26 protein-coding genes are annotated in these 20,943 nt (G+C 35.6%); 8 read left to right on the top strand and 18 right to left on the bottom strand.

Annotated features, from left to right (window positions below):
* Positions 1–145: 145 nt before the first annotated feature.
* Complete coding sequence (locus AC1DEF_RS14680; protein ID WP_165574883.1) at positions 146–775, bottom strand: hypothetical protein; 630 nt, start codon at positions 773–775, stop codon at positions 146–148.
* Positions 776–819: 44 nt separating this feature from the next.
* Positions 820–1,725, bottom strand: coding sequence for a LysR family transcriptional regulator (locus tag AC1DEF_RS14685; protein ID WP_028409434.1), 906 nt, complete (start codon positions 1,723–1,725; stop codon positions 820–822).
* A 127-nt stretch (positions 1,726–1,852) separates the two neighbouring features.
* On the opposite strand from AC1DEF_RS14685, the gene AC1DEF_RS14690 reads away from it, so the two are divergent.
* Positions 1,853–2,899, top strand: a complete 1,047-nt coding sequence (locus tag AC1DEF_RS14690; protein ID WP_097822884.1) for a 2,3-butanediol dehydrogenase — start codon at positions 1,853–1,855, stop codon at positions 2,897–2,899.
* A 332-nt stretch (positions 2,900–3,231) separates the two neighbouring features.
* Here AC1DEF_RS14690 and AC1DEF_RS14695 read toward each other — a convergent pair whose 3' ends face one another.
* The 6 genes from AC1DEF_RS14695 to AC1DEF_RS14720 all read right to left on the bottom strand — a co-directional run bounded on the left by AC1DEF_RS14695 (position 3,232) and on the right by AC1DEF_RS14720 (position 6,603).
* Entirely contained in the window at positions 3,232–3,441 is a 210-nt protein-coding gene (locus tag AC1DEF_RS14695; RefSeq protein ID WP_097822885.1) for a hypothetical protein, read from the bottom strand.
* A gap of 242 nt (positions 3,442–3,683) precedes the next feature.
* The gene (locus AC1DEF_RS14700; RefSeq protein WP_097822886.1) at positions 3,684–3,989 is read right to left on the bottom strand and encodes a hypothetical protein; all 306 of its coding nucleotides are present in this window, start codon (positions 3,987–3,989) and stop codon (positions 3,684–3,686) included.
* 240 nt (positions 3,990–4,229) lie between these two features.
* Positions 4,230–4,883, bottom strand: a complete 654-nt coding sequence (locus AC1DEF_RS14705; RefSeq protein WP_477727422.1) for an ABC-2 transporter permease — start codon at positions 4,881–4,883, stop codon at positions 4,230–4,232.
* On the bottom strand, positions 4,884–5,735 hold the full coding sequence (locus tag AC1DEF_RS14710; protein WP_477727423.1) for an ABC transporter ATP-binding protein: 852 nt from the start codon (positions 5,733–5,735) through the stop codon (positions 4,884–4,886).
* A 287-nt stretch (positions 5,736–6,022) separates the two neighbouring features.
* Positions 6,023–6,262, bottom strand: coding sequence for a hypothetical protein (locus tag AC1DEF_RS14715; protein WP_043981257.1), 240 nt, complete (start codon positions 6,260–6,262; stop codon positions 6,023–6,025).
* Positions 6,263–6,318: 56 nt separating this feature from the next.
* The gene (locus AC1DEF_RS14720; RefSeq protein WP_176521194.1) at positions 6,319–6,603 is read right to left on the bottom strand and encodes a YidC/Oxa1 family membrane protein insertase; all 285 of its coding nucleotides are present in this window, start codon (positions 6,601–6,603) and stop codon (positions 6,319–6,321) included.
* Between the two features lie 379 nt (positions 6,604–6,982).
* On the opposite strand from AC1DEF_RS14720, the gene AC1DEF_RS14725 reads away from it, so the two are divergent.
* Positions 6,983–7,264 (top strand): DUF4190 domain-containing protein, encoded by a 282-nt coding sequence (locus tag AC1DEF_RS14725; RefSeq protein WP_097822890.1) that lies wholly within the window; start codon positions 6,983–6,985, stop codon positions 7,262–7,264.
* 691 nt (positions 7,265–7,955) lie between these two features.
* Here AC1DEF_RS14725 and AC1DEF_RS14730 read toward each other — a convergent pair.
* A complete protein-coding gene (locus tag AC1DEF_RS14730; RefSeq protein WP_097822891.1) occupies positions 7,956–8,213 on the bottom strand; it encodes a hypothetical protein in 258 nt (85 codons plus the stop codon).
* Between the two features lie 57 nt (positions 8,214–8,270).
* On the bottom strand, positions 8,271–8,678 hold the full coding sequence (locus AC1DEF_RS14735) for a DUF1878 family protein (RefSeq protein ID WP_097822892.1): 408 nt from the start codon (positions 8,676–8,678) through the stop codon (positions 8,271–8,273).
* A gap of 181 nt (positions 8,679–8,859) precedes the next feature.
* Here AC1DEF_RS14735 and AC1DEF_RS14740 point away from each other — a divergent pair, with 181 nt between their 5' ends.
* A complete protein-coding gene (locus AC1DEF_RS14740; protein WP_043981248.1) occupies positions 8,860–9,060 on the top strand; it encodes a hypothetical protein in 201 nt (66 codons plus the stop codon).
* A 62-nt stretch (positions 9,061–9,122) separates the two neighbouring features.
* Here AC1DEF_RS14740 and AC1DEF_RS14745 read toward each other — a convergent pair whose 3' ends face one another.
* Positions 9,123–9,620: a hypothetical protein gene (locus tag AC1DEF_RS14745; RefSeq protein WP_097823073.1), complete on the bottom strand. Its 498-nt coding sequence runs from the start codon at positions 9,618–9,620 to the stop codon at positions 9,123–9,125.
* 114 nt (positions 9,621–9,734) lie between these two features.
* On the opposite strand from AC1DEF_RS14745, the gene AC1DEF_RS14750 reads away from it, so the two are divergent.
* Both AC1DEF_RS14750 and AC1DEF_RS14755 read left to right on the top strand, forming a co-directional pair.
* Entirely contained in the window at positions 9,735–9,905 is a 171-nt protein-coding gene (locus tag AC1DEF_RS14750; RefSeq protein ID WP_176521195.1) for a hypothetical protein, read from the top strand.
* A gap of 14 nt (positions 9,906–9,919) precedes the next feature.
* On the top strand, positions 9,920–10,693 hold the full coding sequence (locus tag AC1DEF_RS14755) for a Cof-type HAD-IIB family hydrolase (protein ID WP_097822893.1): 774 nt from the start codon (positions 9,920–9,922) through the stop codon (positions 10,691–10,693).
* Positions 10,694–10,719: 26 nt separating this feature from the next.
* Here the strand turns inward: AC1DEF_RS14755 and AC1DEF_RS14760 are convergent, their stop codons facing one another.
* The 3 genes from AC1DEF_RS14760 to AC1DEF_RS14770 form a co-directional block, all read right to left on the bottom strand.
* Entirely contained in the window at positions 10,720–11,085 is a 366-nt protein-coding gene (locus AC1DEF_RS14760) for a cupin domain-containing protein (RefSeq protein WP_097822894.1), read from the bottom strand.
* Between the two features lie 31 nt (positions 11,086–11,116).
* Positions 11,117–12,382, bottom strand: coding sequence for an erythromycin esterase family protein (locus AC1DEF_RS14765; RefSeq protein ID WP_097822895.1), 1,266 nt, complete (start codon positions 12,380–12,382; stop codon positions 11,117–11,119).
* 129 nt (positions 12,383–12,511) lie between these two features.
* Positions 12,512–13,582, bottom strand: coding sequence for a beta-carotene 15,15'-monooxygenase (locus tag AC1DEF_RS14770; protein ID WP_318331162.1), 1,071 nt, complete (start codon positions 13,580–13,582; stop codon positions 12,512–12,514).
* Between the two features lie 240 nt (positions 13,583–13,822).
* On the opposite strand from AC1DEF_RS14770, the gene AC1DEF_RS14775 reads away from it, so the two are divergent.
* A complete protein-coding gene (locus AC1DEF_RS14775; protein WP_097822897.1) occupies positions 13,823–14,125 on the top strand; it encodes a hypothetical protein in 303 nt (100 codons plus the stop codon).
* 428 nt (positions 14,126–14,553) lie between these two features.
* Here the strand turns inward: AC1DEF_RS14775 and AC1DEF_RS14780 are convergent, their stop codons facing one another.
* A complete protein-coding gene (locus AC1DEF_RS14780; protein ID WP_318331161.1) occupies positions 14,554–14,880 on the bottom strand; it encodes an antibiotic biosynthesis monooxygenase family protein in 327 nt (108 codons plus the stop codon).
* Positions 14,881–15,106: 226 nt separating this feature from the next.
* Here AC1DEF_RS14780 and AC1DEF_RS14785 point away from each other — a divergent pair, with 226 nt between their 5' ends.
* Complete coding sequence (locus AC1DEF_RS14785) at positions 15,107–15,946, top strand: hypothetical protein (RefSeq protein ID WP_097822899.1); 840 nt, start codon at positions 15,107–15,109, stop codon at positions 15,944–15,946.
* 46 nt (positions 15,947–15,992) lie between these two features.
* Here AC1DEF_RS14785 and AC1DEF_RS14790 read toward each other — a convergent pair whose 3' ends face one another.
* Entirely contained in the window at positions 15,993–17,450 is a 1,458-nt protein-coding gene (locus AC1DEF_RS14790) for a S8 family serine peptidase (protein ID WP_097822900.1), read from the bottom strand.
* Positions 17,451–17,707: 257 nt separating this feature from the next.
* Here AC1DEF_RS14790 and AC1DEF_RS14795 point away from each other — a divergent pair, with 257 nt between their 5' ends.
* Positions 17,708–18,574, top strand: a complete 867-nt coding sequence (locus tag AC1DEF_RS14795) for an alpha/beta fold hydrolase (RefSeq protein WP_255255678.1) — start codon at positions 17,708–17,710, stop codon at positions 18,572–18,574.
* A gap of 236 nt (positions 18,575–18,810) precedes the next feature.
* Here the strand turns inward: AC1DEF_RS14795 and AC1DEF_RS14800 are convergent, their stop codons facing one another.
* Together AC1DEF_RS14800 and AC1DEF_RS14805 are read right to left on the bottom strand one after the other, a co-directional pair.
* On the bottom strand, positions 18,811–20,274 hold the full coding sequence (locus AC1DEF_RS14800; protein ID WP_097822902.1) for a sensor histidine kinase: 1,464 nt from the start codon (positions 20,272–20,274) through the stop codon (positions 18,811–18,813).
* Positions 20,262–20,939: a response regulator transcription factor gene (locus AC1DEF_RS14805; RefSeq protein ID WP_097822903.1), complete on the bottom strand. Its 678-nt coding sequence runs from the start codon at positions 20,937–20,939 to the stop codon at positions 20,262–20,264. The genes AC1DEF_RS14800 and AC1DEF_RS14805 overlap by 13 nt, the downstream gene beginning before the upstream one ends.
* Positions 20,940–20,943 lie beyond the last annotated feature (4 nt).

Genomic DNA, 20,943 nt, shown 5'->3' on the forward strand with positions numbered 1-20,943 from the left:
GCTACCTCCATTGGTTTAACTATATTCGAATCCATAGGGCGCTTGGTTGCATAAGTCGTATTGATCACAAACTTGAACACTTTAAAAAAGTTGTCTCGTTTAGTGTTGACATATCATAGTTACTATAAAACACGTTGTCGGAATCCTAAAAAGATATATAATACCAGTTCTTGTGTATCTTTTCTATTTCATCAAACTTCAGACCAAAATCGCCTGATGAAGGTTTACGGTTGTTTGGGTCATACACAAAACCTGAGAAATGGCCGAAGAGCCCAAGATTTGTAAAGAAAAGTACGGAGGTTGCCTCTCCTTTGGTTTCTACTGCGACCTCATCTCGACCTCTAGATACGCTCACGTACTCTTTCGGTAAATCAACTAGAGATGAGAGGTCGGGTTCATTGGGTAAAAAATTGAACGATGGGTAGTTGGCTTCATCCGGTTTCAGGATACCTTTTTGTATTTTAGCTGCCACTTCTTCTCTCTTCTGCTGATGGAGTTTAAAGTTTATGTCTAAATTAAGCTGCTCAAACGGAATGAAGAACCACAGCACAACGGTTATCACTTGAATGACTAAAGGCAGCCACTTTCTACTGCTAAACAGATAAATTCCTGTCCACAGCGTTAGTAGTAAAAAGAAAGGAATGACAAAGAATAACCATATATACGGACTTACGTATTTCCCTATCCGATCATCTAAATCCCATTGAAACAGTGACAATAAAAAAACAAGTAAACTACTACATAACGATAAAATTAAGGTTAAATGACGTTTCACACATTTCCCTCTCTCTGAAATAATTCTTTTTTAACCTTCATTCTTTATAATTCGTTATTTACTATAGTTCTATGAATCCGCTTTAAGAATTCTCTTATTATTCTAGAAAGACCATTATTAGCGTTATAAAAGTAGCCAAAAGAATAAGTTTTGTAATGCGGAGGAGCAAAGTTAACGACTACATATTGATCACTTCTAGATAAGCCGGCATCTGTTTTAAATGCGTAGTCAAATCCTATATTTATTGCCGTATTATTTTCCAATGTATTACGAATTGTATCTACATTATTGGTAGTAAACAAGATATCAAATGGTAATGAACTAAAACCTTTCATAAATTCCTGAATATATTTATCGTTATATAAAACAATTGGCTGGTTGAGCAACATCTCTTCAGTAATGAGTGTTTGTTTGGCTAATGGCGACTTCTTATTTACTGCTGCTACCATATGGCCATCTAATAACTTTTTAAATACCAAGTTCCGATACTTTGTTTCTTCTTTTTCTGTATAAGTAATAAAACCTACATCTACCTCCCCCTCTAGAACTTTATCTATAATATACTCGGTGCTATTTTCATAGACAGAAGCCTTTATGTTCGGATATTCTCTTTTAATTTCTGTTATTAAGTGAACGAGAATCTCCATTGGTCCTGGGTAGGTTGCAATCTTTATTTCACCATTCATTGTATTTGTATACGCTTCTGCTTCATCCATAAATTCTTGAATTTTCAATAAAGCAGAATTGGCCTTTTCAATTAACCTATGACCTTCTTCAGTTGGAATAGATCCTCTTCTAGAACGATGAAAAATCATTATATTTAGTTCTTTCTCTAAATTTTTTATAGATTGGCTTAGTGCAGGTAACGTAATATGCAGATTATTAGCTGCTTCTTTTAGTGAACCCGTTTTATCTATTTCCACCATATGTTTTAACTGTTCAATATTCATAATGCCCTCTTTTTCTTTTAGTTAAGTATTACTTAACAATCGTTAATATTAACTAAATTTACCATAAGGATATCTGATTGTATACTTATAGGTATAGTAAAAGAAATGACACAAGGAGATGTAGTATATGAAGGCGCTAAGATGGCATAATCAAAAAGATATTCGTCTTGAAGAAATAAATGAACCGGTTGTACAGGCTGGTCAGGTAAAAATGAAAGTTAAATGGTGTGGAATTTGCGGTAGTGATTTGCATGAATACTTAGGCGGTCCCATCTTTATTCCAGTTGATAGACCGCACCCTCTCACTAATGAGGTTGCTCCAGTGACGCTTGGACATGAATTCTCAGGTGAAGTAGTAGAGATTGGAGAAGGTGTAACTCGTTATAAAGTGGGTGATCGTGTGGTAGTTGAGCCAATCTTTGCTACACATGGACACCAAGGTGCTTATAACCTAGATGAACAAATGGGATTCTTAGGTTTAGCCGGAGGCGGTGGAGGTCTTAGTGAATATGTTGCTGTAGACGAAGAACTTTTATTCAAACTTCCAGATGATTTATCTTTTGAACAAGGTGCTCTAGTAGAACCAGCGGCAGTAGCTCTTTATGCAGTACGTTCAAGTAAAGTGAAAGCAGGAGACAAAGTTGCTGTATTTGGATGTGGCCCCATTGGACTTCTTGTCATTGAAGCGTTGAAAGCAGCAGGTGCAACCGATATTTATGCAGTTGAATTATCTCCAGAAAGACAAGCGAAAGCAGAAGAATTAGGAGCAATCATCATCAATCCTGCTGAAGTTGAAGATACGGTAGCTGAAATTGGTAGATTAACTGACGGTGGCGTAGATGTATCTTTTGAAGTAACAGGCGTACCTATTGTATTACGTCAAGCAATCCAATCTACAGGAATTGGTGGAGAAACTATTATCGTTAGCATATGGGAAAAAGGAGCAGAAATTCTACCAAATGATATTGTAATGAAAGAACGAACTGTTAAAGGAATCATTGGCTATCGTAACGTGTTCCCAGCGGTATTATCTCTTATGCAAAAAGGATACTTCTCAGCCGAAAAGTTAGTAACGAAAAAGATAGCTCTAGACGATGTAATTGAAGAAGGATTCGAAAGCCTGATTAAGGAAAAAAACCAAGTTAAAATTTTGGTTGAATCAGAACAGCGATAATAAGGATTTCTCTAGGCCACTGATAGTAATTAGTGGCTTTTCAGCTCTTTAATAGTATTCAGCCGAGATGTGTGCAGAGTTCCATCAACATAATTTGACAGTGTAGAAGAATTAACGAGTGAACTCCAGGACCATCCCCGTTGATTTAATTACATTCGAATCCATGGGATGCTTAGTTACATGAATTTCATAGATTACAGACTTTAACACCTAAAAAAGTTGTTTCATCTAATACTAACATATCAATAGGTTAGTTCATGAGGACTAGACAGATATAAAATACGCCACCTTTTCCAACAAAATAAAGAACTAGGGGCCATTCCGTAAACAACTTAGCTATGAAACTTTTTATTTTCTTTGTTCTTTTGATGCTCTACAAAAAATGAGACTGGGACTGCACCAATACATATACCAATTGAAATAAACAGCGCCTGGTTCAGCTGAAAACTCGTATTTTCTACTGCTTTACTATAAATCATAAAACATACGAAGCTTAAAAAGCCTATAGCTAAAGGAATGAGCGCGTGCTTGTACCATTTCATTGTATTAATCTCTCCTCTTTTATAACAGGATAAAGTTAGAAAAACCCCCAGCTTCCAAGGTTATGATCATTTCCAAATTATCACATCTTCTTTTCCTTCCTTTTCCTTCTTATATTCTTCTTAAACAAGTTTAGCCAAATAGTCAACAGTGCCTCTCCAGAACTTACGAGTCCTCTTGAAATCATACGAAAATAAAAAAAGCAGGATTTCTCCTGCTTTTGTGCATATGTAATTCCTCTTCACTATGTCAACTCAGCGCTTTTAGCGAGCATAAAAGCAGAGATACTAAACAAAACAATAAATAAAGAAGCGGCATGTAACAGGAAAAAAAGAAATTTTTGACCGCCTTTAATGAAGAGCGAATAAATCATTCCAAGGATTGTTACTAAGATTAAAAGTGCTGCTGCTATTTTAATTACTATAGCAAAGAAAGCTCCCGCAAATACAATTGACGGAATAAAAGATGCTACAATAATGATATACAAAATCAGTGTAGCAATAAAAGCGTTTTTTGATACGTTTGAAGCCTGTTTAAACAAATTCCCCATATAATCTCCTTTCTCATTTTAAAACTGCATCTTTTACTATAATACATGTGCATAAAGGACACAATTAACTTTTGTAAAAGTGCTTATTACTTAAGCTTGATCACCAATCATATCCGTTATATTTTTGAGATCTTGTTTGCTTAGTTTATCAAATGTTCTAGCTGTTTTTTTGTTTGAATTATTTGTTGATAAATAGCCTTAAAGAACGCTTCGTAGTCTTTACTTCAAAATCAATTCATACTAAAATTCTCTCTTCCGGTAGATAGACAGCGCAATAAAGTAAGAAGCAATATACATTACCATCCCAAAAAGAGTATATAAGATAGGAACATACAAAGAAGAAGCAACCGGTAAGCTTGATGCCGCTAATATCTCGACGAAATAGCCAACAGCTCCCTGTAAAGCAATCGCAACGAAAAGGCCTCCCATGCCCCCTCCAAGTACTATTCCGTCAGATTTCTCTGCTCCGAATAGGTAAAGAAGCGGATAAGCAATTGCACCAGCGAAAAGTACGATAAATGTACCAAACGAAACGATATTTATTATATCCTCTACTGCACTCTGGGAAATAAGCGAATACATTGAAAAAACACCATAGGATAGGATGGTTCCGCTGACGACAATTAAAAAATAAAAAACATAGTGACTTTGCACCATATTTTTTCGACTAATCGGAAGAGTAAGCACGTATTTGTCATAGCCGGTCTTACTTTCTAATTTGATCACTTCAAGCGCTGGCATTGCCATTAATAAAATAATTAACATCGCTATAATACGGTAAAATGAAGGATCCGCAAAATAAAAGATGACCGCAGAAATAACTATCGCAAGCGCTGTGTACGTCAAAAAGCTTCGGTGAATGAGGTAGTAGTTCGTTAACAATAGACCTCTCATTTACGTTTCACTCCTCGTTAAAAGCACGCTTAGTTCTTCCATAGACATCGGTTCAGTTATAGTTTCATCTGGCAGCTGATGCTTATCTGATACTAATACGCGGATAGACGTATCATACGTTCTTTTTGCCACTATTACATCTTCTGGAAGTAAGTTCAGCTGTTCTTCATTCATAACAGCAATTGCATACTCCTGAAAAACTTTCTCTTTTTCTTCATTTAATAAAACCTCACCGTTTTTAATCACAACAAGGTGGCTCGCTATTTTTTCGACATCGCTCATAATGTGAGACGAAAGCAATATTCCGCTGTTTCCATCGCTGACAAATGCTTTTAATTCATCTAGTATTTGCTCTCTAGACGAAGGATCCAATCCTCCTGTCGCTTCATCTAACAGCAATAATTTAGCACGATGAGACAGCGCTACCGTTAGAGATAATTTCATCGACATGCCGCGTGAAAACGTATGTATTTTTTTATCTTCCGGCAGTGAAAAAGAATGAATCAACCGGTAAAAATCAGCTTCTTTCCAAGAATTAAATAGTTTCTTAAAAACGTTGTTTAGCTGTTTTATGGTCAAAGAAACCGGCAGATTAATCGCATCAAACACGACTCCAATATCTTCTTTAATCGCGGCATCTGTATTCAAATTGTCTTCACCAAATATTTCTACAGTTCCGCTATCTCTCGAAATTAATCCTAATACTGCTTTAAACGTCGTAGATTTCCCCGCTCCGTTATCACCAATAAATCCCACAATCGATCCAGGAGGTACATGAAATGAAACATCTTTTAAAACCTCATTTTGGCCAAACGATTTTGCCATGTTTCTAACTTCTAAAAGATTTGTCATTTGCTCACTTCACTTTCTCTATTAGTAGTTAGGTGTAATCATAGAAAGTAACTGATTTAGCCATTTTGACGGCACACGAAATCACCTTTTATTTACAAAAATGACTATTTAATACCAATTATAGCTAGTAAACTAGAAAAAGTCGATGATAACATAAAGGTTTGCTGCCCCTTCGTTTGTTTTTGATGACCGTAATATGTATGACAACATCTGCCTGTACTATTATATTCACTTATTGAAAGCACAAATAAAAAAAGGATCTGCTATATAAGATCCTTTTTTCTTCACTATAATTGATGACCCTGCTTTTTTTCTTTTTCACTTAATACGCAGTCGGTTATAAAACCAAGAATAAGTCCAAGGGCTACCGGTATTAAACCGCCTTTTGCTTCCATTTGAAAATTTTCCGGTTCATTTACATAAATCCACTGAACTGACAGTAACGAAATATGAAATGTGTTTCCGATAAAAAACAAAAGTGCTATTGTGCCAAATGTTACGCCGAATGAAATGATGTATTTCTTCACTGTACCCCCTCCTTTCATTAAAAGGCTAATCCCAATGGAGCAACCTCTTAGTTTCTTTATTCCACTTCAAACACTGCCTTTTCTTGAAAAAACTTCTTTAATACAAGAGACTGAAAAATCATAAACAAACTGCCCGTCATCCAGTATAAAACGAGACCAGACGGTGAAAATATTCTAAATGAAAGCACCATAAGGGGCGAAAGAATTTGAGATAACACTGCGTGCGATTGATTCATTCCTTCTACATCACTTTGTATAACTTTTGACTGTAAGTACGTAGCAACTGCCGCCGCGATTGGAAGAATAAAATACGGATCTGCATGTCCTAAGTCAAGCCACAAAAAAGATGATGCGCTAATTTAATAGCAGCATGCACAAAGAATGCCGTCATAATCGCAAATGATAAATACAGAAAAGCATCCGGTATAAACAATTCCATTTTTTCACATCCTTGTGGATTATTATATCTTATTTTCCTTAATTTAGGTTAAATGTTTTATGAAGCAGATATAATCTAAGGTAGCCCGCAAAATCGATTTTCTTATAGGAGTCAAAAAATAAGTTTCTTTTTGTAGCTGTCATTATACGGTTGATGAAATGACGTATAGACAATATACCGGGACACATATAATTCTAAAAATTTCTATTTTTATTAGTAAAAAGGATATTATTCCTTTTTATGTTATAATCAAAAAATATCATTTATAGGGAGTGAAACTATTGGAAACTAATACAAAACCTCAAGTAAACACCAACTCTATTGTTTCTCTAACTCTAGGTATCCTATCCATTTTTATTCCAATCATCGGGTTTATTACAGGTATTATCGGCATTATCCTCTATAAAAAAGCATCAAACGAAATAGCTGCTTCCAATCAAGGCGGTAAAGGACTCGCAATTGCCGGGCTGATTTGCAGTATAGTAGGCGTAATTTCTCAGCTGTTCTTTGTATTAGGGATTATTACGTTTATGTTTGCGGGAACGACGGTTGGCTATGAATAAAACAGGTAAATTAAAACAGGTAAGAAAATTGGGGTTTAGATAGGATTATTGAAACTTTTATACGAAAGAATAAAAGCTTGATTTTCGATTATCCGAAGATCAAGCTCTTAAAATTCAAACGTTAACTGTGACTCATTGTTACTAGACCTATAGCTTTTAATGTAAATTTCAAAGGAGAATAAAAAATTAAACCTATCGTTGAATCCAAAATAAAAGAAATCATAATTGTTTTACTTACTTTACTACTAGTAATCTCTGTGTTGCTTAACTGTTCTAGCTATTTTAATAGTACAGAGATACAAACTTTGACCTCAAGATGTTATGATAACGGCGGAGAAGCCATGGTAGAAATACATAATCCAATTACCAATGACTATTCTTTTGAATGTAAATAACTGAGTTATAAAACAGCTGGTCACTTAACAAGCTTACTTAAAAGAGGGCTAACGATTTAGCCCTCTTCTATACGTTAAAATATAACTATGGTCTTAACCTTATAGGAAAGGTGCTAACCCTGTCCGTTTTAACTGGAGTTACGTATAAAATTATTGAAAAGAGATACGGGAACAGAGCAGCTACACCAAAGGATGAGAGGTAATTTTGAGCGGGCTTACGATTTTGATTATTTCTGCAGGATGCTTACAAAAGGTTCTCTAAACGAGAACCTTTTTTCGTACCTTTTATGTACCTACTATGAAAAAAGATTGCCGATGAAGATAATAAATCCTGTCACTAGAATTAACCCAGCACTAATTACCACTGTTAGAATACTTCTTAGAGCCGATGCCCAATTGTTTATTCCAAAGAAACCTGCGATGCCGATAAAAAATAGAATAATTGCTAGACAAAAATTTATATTCAATAATGCTGAATAATAAAAAGCGATGAAAAAGAACACAACGCACAGTAGTGTAAAGATAAATGACCAAAAATTGATAACTCGTGCCATTTCAACTAACCTCCCCTACCTTTGAAACGTTCACGTTTAAACACATTCTTAAATCATTTATTTCGAGCCTGGTTTTAAACACTGCAAGAAAAAATCGCAAACTTCAGTTTGAATAAACTGCTTCTTTAAACTGCACAATAAATACTCTAATTCAAATTCCTGATAAAAGATCTTAGCAACAACCAATTTTAATTCTTCTACAGTTGGTTGTTCTGACACATATAGTTTATCTAACGCAAGGTTAAATGGAGAAAACAGCTGATCATCTTGATACCAGACGGAAATATCTTCACCTTTTATTCGGCAGCTAAACACACCTAGTATTTTTAAAAATGCCTGAACTTGATTTTCTTCAAACTCATGATCAATCGCAAACATAAAAAAAGGATGTTCCTCAGCGTTAATCATATGTTTCATCAAACTCATTTGATATTTTAATAGCTTTACTTCTTTTACTACGTCCAACTTCTTCACATCTTTCTTAAAAAAATCATCATACTATAATGCTATACTCTGTGAATTTTACCATAATATAGTAGTTACAATAAACCATTCATAGTACTTTTATCTATTTGTAATTAATTGGATAACAAGGTATATTGTTATAAATAGGAAATTACTTCATAAACTGAAAGCGAGGATACATATGGGCCTATTAATGATTGCTGCTATTATCACGTTATCCGTCATTTTGGATTACTTCATCTTTGACCATGATGATAAGCATTGGGGCTGGCTAAAAAAAGCTTCTAAACCAGTTAGAAGAAGTGTTATCGGCTGCTACTTGCTTATGTCATTTGTTATTTACGTCGGTTTAAGCCTTCCATATATCAAGCCTTTTTTATAAATATCAGTCTGCTTAAACTGGTTAGCCTGTAATTCTTACCCAAAAGTTACAGGCTAACCAACTCACTTAACCACCACTACAAATTGTTTATCTTCAAATGTAAACATTTCTCCTAATTCATAGATGTACTTCTTTTTATCTAATTTATAATGCTTTCCAAAATAAAGCGTTTTTAAGTTAATAAACGTATCTAGACTTGAATCTTTTTCTTCCGCTTCATCACCGTCCAAGCAAGAATATAATTCAATGTGACAGCCCTCTATCAGGTGTTCTTCAATATAAGTAAACAACTCTCTTATTGATTTAGAATGTGCATCACAAGATACTTCGTAGATATATGGCAAGGTGAATGCGTGCTCTATGTCACTGTACCCGTCGGTTAAGTGATTGATACTAATACCGTACGCATCTTCTTCTTTCTCGTAAATTGTAATTAGCTTATCTTTCTTTTGATTTTGATTAAAAGGAGAAACTTCGGATAAAGGCACCCGCGTTTCTTTTGTGCCAAAGCTTCCTGTAGGCAATTCATAAGGAGAACCTATATAATGATGTATCGTCATATTGGTCACTTCGCTTTCTCTTTGCTTATGTAAAATACTATTATTCTATCACTCTTATTAAGATTACATACAAATACAAGAAAAATATGTATAATAAAACCAGGAGGTGACAACATGAAGAAACTACTGTCTTTTCTATTTCTAGCCGCTCTTTATTTGTATGACTCTTCATACAATCATACTGCTTTTTTACATAACCCGGTTGTTTCTGCGTTTTTATATGTAGCTGCTATTTTAATTTGTGCGCTATTATTTGTAAATGTAAAAAGAGATAAAGCTGTTTAAGCAAGGAGATTACTATGAGCTATAAAATCGTATTCTTTGACGTGGACGGAACTCTTACTCATCACGAAAACGGGATTATTTCCACCAAAACTCGAGAGATTGTAAAAAGCTTAAAAGATAAAGGAATAAAAGTTGTTGCCGCAACAGGCAGACCTTTGTCTCTCTGTGAAGAAATTAAAGAATTAGGCATAGATACGCTTATTACCGCAAACGGATCGTTTACTGTACATAATGAAGAAGTCATTCATAAGCTGTCCATGGACAAGCACGTCGCGCGCGAAGTCTTTGAATACGCAGCCTCGCAAAATCACGGTCTTTCATTTTATACAAAAGAGCTCAGCATGAATGGAATTAAAGATGATAATATTTTAAAAGCCCTGAAGGAAACATTATCGCTCAGTGATTATCCTCAAATTAATGAGCGTATTTATGATGAAGATATTTATTTAATGTGTCTGTATGGTGATGACAAAACCGTTGGGCAGTATGCACAGCGATTTCCTCATTTACTATTTAAAAGATGGCATCCTTTTACCGTAAGTGTTCTTCAAGAAGAAATTACAAAATCGGTAGCTATCCTGAAGGTCTTAGACTATTTTAACATTGATCAGTCCGAGGCTATCGCATTCGGAGACGGAGAAAATGACATCGATATGATAGAATTAGCCGGCCTTGGAATTGCGATGGGCAACGGATCTGATAAGTTAAAAAACGCCGCTGATTTTGTCACGAAGAAATCGGGTGAAGACGGGATTGAGTTTGCCCTTAAAAAATTTAAAGTCCTATAGAAAAGTGGCACGCCTAGACAACTTATCTAAGCGTGCTTTTTTCTTTCCATAAATGTTTCAGGATGTAGCTCCTCCGATTGAATGACAATGGCTGTCATGCCGGTTTCACTTCCCGACGTATGCCACTCTCCTTTTTCCCACAGTACTGCTTCTCCACGTTTAATGGGTATTCGTTTTTGATTCTCTCCTGTTACCCATCCTTCACCTTCGACTACGATAAATAGCTGAGGTATAGGCGCTTCGTGATATCCTACTGTTCCTTCTCCTTCTATATACATATAGCCGATCGTAGCTGCTTCATTTGTTCGTGCCATTTTTACGTAAGTGGCTAAATGCGACTGATATTTTTCTACTTTTTTGCCATGTTCTTTACTGAATTTGTAGATTTTCAATGTGCATACCCTCTTTGTTTATTACGTTTTCTTATTTATTTTTATTGCGTTTAAGATACTCGGGCGGAGAAACAGACTCAACAAGTAAAGCACCGTCTAGCTGATCACGCGGTACAAATAAAGTTGGCATGGTACCACTTTCTAAAAAGATAGTTTTAGTGAATATCCACTTGTTTCCTGAAGTTTTTTCAAGCTGTGAAAAATCTGTAAATAAAGCTGGTGACTGCACTTGATGCATATAGTCCTCCAGACTTTTTTTAGGCGGGTTCTCTATTTTATATGGCTGTCCCGTGTCCGTATGTATTTCACCTTCATACATAAATAACCCTAAGTAATAAGACTGTTCTTTTATTTCATTAGAAACGATTGCTCCTAGTGGTTCAAAGCCTGTAAACGTTTTATATTGTTTGAAAATATGAAGGTTATGTGCCCAGATAATAATCTTTTCATTAGGGTACAGTTCTTGACAAATCCATTCTAAATTTTCCTTCATTCGCTTTTCTCTTAGTTTTTTATACGTCCGGTGATTATGGTGAATATAATTGATAAAATACAAACGGTTTTGCAGGCATCGAATAATTATTTTAACTTTACATACAAGCTCTTGATTTTCAAGATGCAAAACGTATTCTTCAAGTAGATAAGCTTCTAAATCTCCTATTACTACGCTTGCTTTTTCTTTAAACTCTGCAAACTCACGTAACATTTCTGCTGGAACTTTTTTTCTTCTCGCTTTATATTGCCCTAGTTGGTAATACCATTTATACACGCCTGCTTCAATGTATTCTATCTTTTCTATCATGTCTTCAGACACTACGGAACTCAGCTGCTGAACGAATTTCAAGAAAAGGTCAGGATTAGAAGAGGGATTAATATCTATTCCTATTAAACTTAAATCTGATTTTTTCATTAGCTGAAACAAAGACAGATTTTCTTTTGTTGCCCATAGGGAATAAATTGCATTTTTTAAAAAGTCTTCATCTGTAAACTCTTCTTTTAACTCATTAGCGCTATAGCATTCCGCTAATCCACTTTCAAATGCCAGTACGGTAAAATTCATTTCTTTATGTAGAAATTCTATTATTTTTGACTTCATCATATTATGTTCTCTTATGTTGTGACCGTTTTCTCCTAACCACACAATTCTTTTATTTTTTACTATATGACGGAGAAATTCAAACTCTTCAGGCATACATTCAGTTGGTTCTCTTAATTGGATTGAGTTTTCAGCTAGCCACTCCACAGAGTTTAAATACTTCTCTTTTCCTCTAAAAAAATTCCCATACCCTATCCTCATCCTCCTTTACTACATTACCTATTACTTCCATCTTACTAAAATACATCTAACACTTCACTATTTATGTCCAGTAACTGATCATTAGCAAAAAGACCTTATATATCTATAAGGCCCTAGCTTTCTAGAATCTTAGATTAATCCCTTCTGAGCTTTCTCTACACGTTCTTTGACTATTTTTTTAAACGCATGAGGATCATCTACCCGAATGGCGACCTGCTGGTATTTCTTTTTGATTCCCATAAAAAGCGTTGCTTCAATTGGAGACTTTAATGTTAGTAAAAGATCAGGATAAACTTTTGCAAAATCGCGTGCGATAAATTCAATCGTGGTATTAGGGATTTTTTGTTGGAGGATGTGAGCGTCTTCTGCTATTTCTTCAATATCTTTAAAAGAGATTTCCATACGCTTAGCTAAGCCAAACGAAATGTATATACGATCGTCTTCCACTCGTAAAGGGTTAAGCCTTAATGCTTGAATGTCTCCTAAAAAGAAAACAATGCTATAAATATTAAGGATCAGTAAAACGACTGAAAGAATGATAGACGTATTGTGCAGCAGCCAGTGAAGCCCTAATGTTTCAATGACAATCGCATGAATAATCATAATTTGAAACGTAATAAAACTAGAGCGTTTATACAGAGTAAACGTATTCCCTTCAGTATTCGGCTGCTTCTTCCACGTTCCAAACGCATAGTAAAACATCAGCATTTCTGAACAAAGGATGTGTATAAAAGTTTGTTTGGAGAACTTTTCGTTTACAGCCCGCGAAAAAGAAAATAAAAGCGGCAAAGAGCTTGATTTGATCCTTCTTAAAATAGGCGGTACGTTTTTAACTAGCATAAACAACAGTGAAAGTTCAAACAAAATAAGTAGTCCTTCTATGCCAACTCCTAGCCACATAACCGACTGAAAAGAAGCCAAGTATTCACTTGGAATGATAAAACGCGCAGCAATAAGGCCTGTAGCCATTAATACAATAAAGTACTTTAGCCTGAACTTACGCTGCCAAGCTAGAAATAAGAGCGGAGCCACAAGGCTTAAGTCTAAAATAGAACCTACTACTACTCCGTTGAAATCACCAGGCAACGACTGAAGTCCAAAAGAAGAATGATATAACACATAATTCGAGCTTATCACTAATAACAACAAGAAAAGAGCAACAAAAGAAACTGTTTTTTTATGAAGAACCAAACAACCCACCTCACTTTTAGTTGGTGAAACACAAAAATTCCTGTTACTTCCATTTTAGCAGTGAAGTTGACTTAAGTCACTTTGTAACGTGAGTTTGTTTTATAAAACCATTTTAAAAATATCTACTTTTCTTATAGCGGTTCTTCCATTCAAATAATTTACAATGTAAAAAGAGTTTAACATTTTTGGAACTGATGATACAATAATAAATGTAAAATACTTTTTACATTTATTATAAGGAGGATTAAAATGGATTGGGTTAAAATTGTGTATTCATTCATACTGTTAGTTTGCGGAATTTTGATTTTTGTTTCATCATCTTCGCGAAAAGGTGACGAAAGAAAGAAGTTTATCAGCACGAAGGCTCAATCGTATTCATTTATGATCGTTATTGGTGTACTAATTTTAGATGTTGTAGAGTCCATTTATCGGACTTTTCAAGGGAAAAGTTCTTATGATGGCATTGGCATTTCGCCGCTAATATTTCTGACAATGATTTCAGTTATATATTTAATAACGTTTCTCATGTACAGAAAAAAATACGGTGATTAAATGAACAATCTTAGTATGAAATTACGAAGTTCAGCTAATTTTTCCCGGTTAAACGATAAATATAGCCTCCCTTTATAATTAGCTTTTGACACAGCCTCTAGATGACATCCGACAGTAGATGAGCTTATTATAAGTGCTTTTAAAAGTAATAACTAGACCTCCTACTGAGGTTTTTTTTATGCACTCTTAAAATAAAACATCTCCCGTAACTAAAGTCAGGAGATGATATCATAAACGTTGAGTTCATTAGCGTTTTCTTACTCTCTATTCTGTTTCTCAAGTAATTCAATCACTCGATCATTTTGTTTAACAATCATTCTTAGCTTTGCTTCTAATGAACACAAAGTGATAAAAACGGCTATAAAACCTATAACGCCATAAAACATAACGGCTTCTTCCCTTTTTTAAAACAATCAACCATATACGCCCTACATCTCAAAAAAGCTATGTCTTTCCACTTTACAAACCCTAAGCGAAAACGTTTGATACCATTCTGTTTTCCCTTTGTGCTGTGCTGCGCGGTGAGCTGAATGTTCTTTCCATATTTTGATTGATTCTAAGGAATCCCAGTATGAAATGGTAATGCCTAAATCTTTGTCCCTGGCACTTTCTATTCCTAAAAAGCCTTTTTGTGCAGAAGCAAGCTCCACCATTTTGTCTGCCATGATTCCATAACCCTTCTCACCTTCTGTTCTTTCAGAAGCAAAAATAACGGCATAATAAGGCGGTTCGGGGGTTTTGGCAATTCCAGTCATATTGATTTCCTCCTTTAGAAGTCACATTAATAGTATAAGTACATGGTTATTTTTTTCTATTATATTTATCTTCTTTCAGCACTATTTTTATAAATTCCATTATAATACTTTTTTTAGTTTAACTACACGGAATGTAACATTTAATAGTATATAAAGATAAATATTCCATTTATGTGATATAGTCTTTTATATGCAAGCAATAAACAAATAGAAATGGAGTTTCAACATGAGGCACATAAGCAAGATCAGAACTGGGACCATTACGATAGCTTTGACGCTTGGATTAATGGGATGCAGTCACACAAGTTCAAACAATGCAAGCATAGATGGAAGCGAGGCAAAAAAAGAGCTGGCCATAGAGCTGAAATTTCTGCAAAACGAGTCTGAACGCTTAATCAATAAAGAGGGAAAGATAGAAGATAAAACGTTTCAAAGCTATAAAAACGATTTCAACCTGCTGTCTGCGTCTATTAATAGTACGTCAAAAGTAGAAACACAAAGTGATAGTGAGCTAAAAAAAAGCATAGCGCAATTAAAAAGAGATGTAGCTGCATTAACAGAAAAAGAATATGTAAAATCCTATAAAAGATTTAATTCAAGCAAGACTATCTATGAAGTTACGCTCATGAACAACATGTATGATGTTATAGATGCAACCAAGACTTCGGAAGGAAGCCATAACATGTCAGATTCATTTGATGATAAACACTTCCATTCTTCTGAAGCACAAATAAAAAAAGATATGGGGCCTGCAATTGATCATATTAACACCCTATCTAAATATAAAATAGAACTCATGCAAGATGAAATCCAAAAACATCGTGACAGTTATACAAAACTGCAGCTCGAACAATTAAAAAAAGCAACTCATAATTTTAATTTATCTCTCAACGATCAAATTAAATCGATTCAATTCTATCAACCTATAAGTGGAGATTATAATGTAAGCAGAAACTTTAGCTATGATTCCTATGATAAATATACGAATGCCTGTGTATACATTACTGACTTTGAATCTAATTTAGGAATTGCTAAGGCCGGTGAATTTTTAAAAAAGCTTTTCTAAAAAATTATTTTTAGAAAGGCTTTTTTTACTGTATTTATTACAAGCGCTAGTTCTTTATATCTTTTAACGCTCTATAGGCATTTGCTTCTCCTGAACCAAATAAAGCGTCGTGTCCTTTTTTGCCATAGTCAAAAGCTGTTTGCTTAATACGTGCTGTTACTTGAGCGGGTTTATACTCAGGGTGAGCTGCTTTAAGAACTCCCGCAATTCCAGCTACTTGAGGAGTTGCCATGGAAGTACCGGCGTTTAACTCATAGGAAGTCCCTAAATACGTAGGCCATGTACTCAGAATTAAATTGCTTGGATCAGCCGCTGCAGGATCATTGGTTTTGGCATATTTCTCTCCAAAATCCCCTCCTGGAGCCGCCACGTCAATGGCACTGTTTCCATAATTAGAGTAGAAAGCAAGCTGCTGAGTCGACCATTTTGTGGAAGCCGAAACATTAATCACTCCTGGCATTTGTGCCGGTACGACAGTTGCTGGCCCTTTGACACTTATACCATATGGTTCATACAAGGTATTTAAAAAGTCGTTTACTTCCTTTTTATTATCCAAATTTAAACTTTCGTTTCCGCTACCGGCTACTACCGTTACTCCATTTTTCACGGCATACTGAATGGCTCTTTTCCAAAGCAGCGTTTCAGCGATTGATTTATAACTTTCTCCTTCAATAGTCATCTTGTTATTATTATAGAAACGAAGAGACATATTAATAACATCTACTTTATCATTGGTTGCGGCAATAATTCCGTCTATAATCCAAGATGGCAGTCCTAGAGCTTGCTCTGAGTACAGTACGCGATAAGAACGTATTCCAAGTTCCGGTCCCACTCCCTTTACTTTTCCATTCGCACCAATGATTCCAGCAACGTGCGTACCGTGTCCGTTACGATCTTTTATATCTGCAGGATCCCCTGTTTCCGATTCGTCCATTCCAGCTGGAACAAGATTACGTCCGCCTAGTATATTATCTTTTAAATCAGGATGAGACTCATCAATACCGGTATCAATTACTCCTACCACTGCTTTATGAGTTGTACTACCATCTTTATTTTTATACCCGCCTGTTTCTAGCTCATAAGATTTTCTATCATTTGTCACTCGTTGAATATCCCATTGAGAGTCCCAATAATTCTCTGAATTCTGTGAGCTGATTATACTAGACTGATAGTTATAAGGACTAACTGCTGTTTTTTCCAAGCTTAGAGGAATTTCCCTGTTAGCAGCTTCGATTGAAGAATTTCCTTTTAAATTGTTAAGAAAAGAAGACTGTTCAGATTGAGCTTCTATTCCTCCTACTTCCGGCAGAGCTTTAGTGACTTTCCCACCAGCTTTTTGAATAATCTCTTGATAGTTGTCTGGTAATCCATTTTTAAAAGCAATTGCGTATGTGTTACTTATATTTTGATCTTGAGTCTTAGCTTGAGTAGGAACTCCGCCAACAGCAAACACTCCTGCTCCTACCGCAAGTGAAAGCACCGTATGTAGAATTTTTTTTTGCATATGTCCCCTCCTATATATGGAAATATTTATCATATACTATCTTATTACATAACCTTCAAAATTCCAAGTTTTTCTAATAGATTACGATTATTCAAAATAAGACTGGGGTTATATTTCACAAACAATAACCAAAATAAGGGTTTTAAAAGAGCTTTATAGCTCATTTATCGCGTAAAGAAACCTTATTATTTGATACATCAACTAATAAAGAGTAAAGTTTTTCTATAATAAAGAGTAAAAGCGAAAGGATGAGTAACATGTTTAAAGACGGTTATGTAAAAGTGAATAATGTAAACCTCCATTACGTGACAAAAGGTGAAGGCGAGCTTATGCTATTTTTACACGGATTCCCTTACTTTTGGTATACGTGGCACCATCAGTTAGAAGAGTTTTCGAAAGATTACCGCGTGGTAGCTGTAGATATGCGAGGCTATAACTTATCAGATAAGCCAGAAGAAATTTCTTCTTACAGCATGCCCCTTCTCATGGAAGATGTAAAACAGTTGATTGAAGCGTTTGGTGAAAAAGAATGTGTGTTAGTGGCACACGATTGGGGCGGCGCTGTTGCATGGGCATTTGCTTATACATATCCGCAGTATGTCAAAAAGTTAGTGATGTTTGATGCACCGCACCCTTACACATTTATAAGAGAACTTGCTGAAAATCCTGCTCAACGAGAAGCAAGCAGCTATATGAGCTTTTTCCAACAGCCAAATTCTCAAGATGAGCTACTCGCCAATAATAGTGAAAAGCTAAGAAATATGCTGACGGAGCCCGGCATTAAAAAAGGCTATTTAACTAAAGAAGAAGAAGCTAAATATGTAGAGGCCTGGAATCAGCCAAATGCAATGAAATCCATGCTTAACTACTATCGTGCGTCTTCTCTTTACCCATTTGAAGAGCGTGTTCATAAACCCGTAGCATTGCCGCATAAAGTATTTCAGTCTCCGACTTTAATTGTATGGGGAAATGCGGACGAAGCGTTTGAAAACAGTAATTTAGATGGTATTGAAGAGTACGTTCCAAACGTAACGATTCACCGCTTAGACGGTGTGGGACATGCGCCTCAGCATGAGCAGCCAGAAAAAGTGAATGAATTTATGAGAGAATTTTTAAGTAAATAAACTAGAGAAAGACTGCAGGATACGGTATACAGCCGCTTTGCAGTCTTTTTTATAAATTATAAAGCATATTATCAACTATTCATTTCTATTATTAGATTATTTTTCAACGTTTCAACAAGTGTACATGGGGTATAAATTTTACTGTACAGATGCAGTCCCCCAAAGGAACATGTACATTTCTTTCTTACTTACCCTTTTTTGAACTCTCTTTTTTGAGGGTTCTTTTTTTTACGCGTTTACTTCTTTCCCATTGGAAGAACAATCTTAAACACTGCTCCTCCCGTCTCCTTATTATCGGCCGTGATGCTTCCCCCGTGGTTTTTCACAATGGAATGAGCAATGTAAAGACCTAGCCCCAAGTTTCCGTGGCCGCTTGTTCTCGACGCATCTTCTCTGTAAAACTTTTTAAACAGCTGTTCTTTGTTGGATAGTGTAAACCCAGGACCCGTATCATGTATTTCAAAGATTACTTCGTTGTGATGAATCACGGTATTCCAAGCTATCTCTCCTCGTTCAGGCGTGTAGCGAATACAGTTTGTGATGATATTATCTAACACTTGAGAAATGCGCTGGGGATCTCCGTAAAATTGATTTGATCCGTCTACTTCATTAATCGAAGATATAAATGTAATCTCTTTTTTTTGACATAAAAGCTGAAACTCGTCTGCTTTCTCATGAACAAATGTGTTGATATCAATAGGCTCACTCTTTACGGAAAAGCCTGGATTTTCTATGACTGATACTTCTTGCAGCTGATTTAATAGTTGAATAGAACGAAGTGTATTCGTGTAGATCGTATGTAAATATCGATTAAGCCTCTCCGGGTCCTTTTTGCTTCCTTCTACTAAAATTTCGGTATGACCGTGAATAATCGTAAGAGGCGTTCGTAAATCATGCGCAATCGCAGCCGTCATATCTTTACGGTCTTCTTCTAGCTGCCACTGTTTAGCTAGCGATTGCTTTAATTCTTTTCGCATTTCTTCAAAGGCATGAAGCAGCTGACTTAATTCTTTGGCGTCTTGAGTCACGGACAGCGAAAAATCCAAATTATTATGTTGAATATTCTTTGCGGCTGCCATCAGCTCGTTAAAAGGCCGTTCAATTTTTTTGCTAAATCGTCTTCCAAATAAATAAGCAAACAAATAAAAATAAAGAAACGGACTGGCTAGAGATAAAAACGTTACAAGCGCAACTATCCATTTAATATTTGGGTTAGTCGAAGCCATGTTTAATTGATATCTCAGCGCAATGGCCCCGTTTACTTCGTCTTTTGAATTAAAAAGCGGATACACTTTTATAATATATTTACCTGAATGGATATTTGTATTGACCTGAGAATAAAGATCCCGTTTATTTTTTATGTATGAAGTGGACATGGAGCCATACACGATTTGTCCTTCTTTATTCATAATTTGATAATCCATTCCTTCTAGCGGAATAACCGATTCTACTTGGTTTTTAGCACTTTTAGAAAGAAGCGCATCTTCCTTTTCGTTCACAAACTGGATAATTTCTGGGATTTTCTTTTCATAATAATTCGCCGGATTCAGTGCTCCGGGCATAAAAAACCAGTTCACTGAGATGACAATTCCCCACGTTAAAAGTGTCGCAAGCAGGCTATACAGCAAAATCAAATGAAAAGATAAAACAAACTGCGCTTTTAACGTTGCCCGGTTCATCCATTTTTTTATTTTACCCATTTGTAGCCAATTCCCCAAACCGTTGAAATGTAAGGCGTTTCGTCATATTTTAATAGTTTTGCTCTAATTTTTTTCACGTGTTCTGTAATCGTAGACGAATCCCCTTCCGCGTCGTAGCCCCAAACTTTTTCATACAGCTGCTCACGTGTAAAAACCTGACCTGGATGAAGAGCGAGGAAATGAATAATCTCAAATTCTCTTGAAGTAAACGGAATCACTTCATTGTTATGTAAAATTTGATAGCCGTTTAAATCAATGGTTAACTCTCCAAAATGAAGCCTGTTATAGGAGTTACTATTAATTCTTTGCTCCCGGCGCAGATGGGCGTAAATCCGGGCTTTTAGTTCTTTCATGCTAAAAGGCTTAACTAAATAATCATCTCCACCGACTAATAGTCCTTTTACTCTGTCCTGCTCCGTTTGCTTGGCGCTTAAAAAGATGATGGGACATGATATGCTTTTTCGGATCAATTCACAAAGAGCAAAGCCGTCCATGCCTGGCATCATCACATCCAGCACAATTAAGTCTGGATTTACTTTTAGCTTCTTTAACGCTTCTTGACCTTCGTAAGCGAACATCACCTCATATCCTTCATCTTGCAGCGCATCTTTCATAAACGAAATAATGTCTTTTTCGTCGTCTACTAGTAAAATTGTTTGCTTCATCTCC

The organism is Priestia sp. 10L35, from assembly GCF_056395685.1.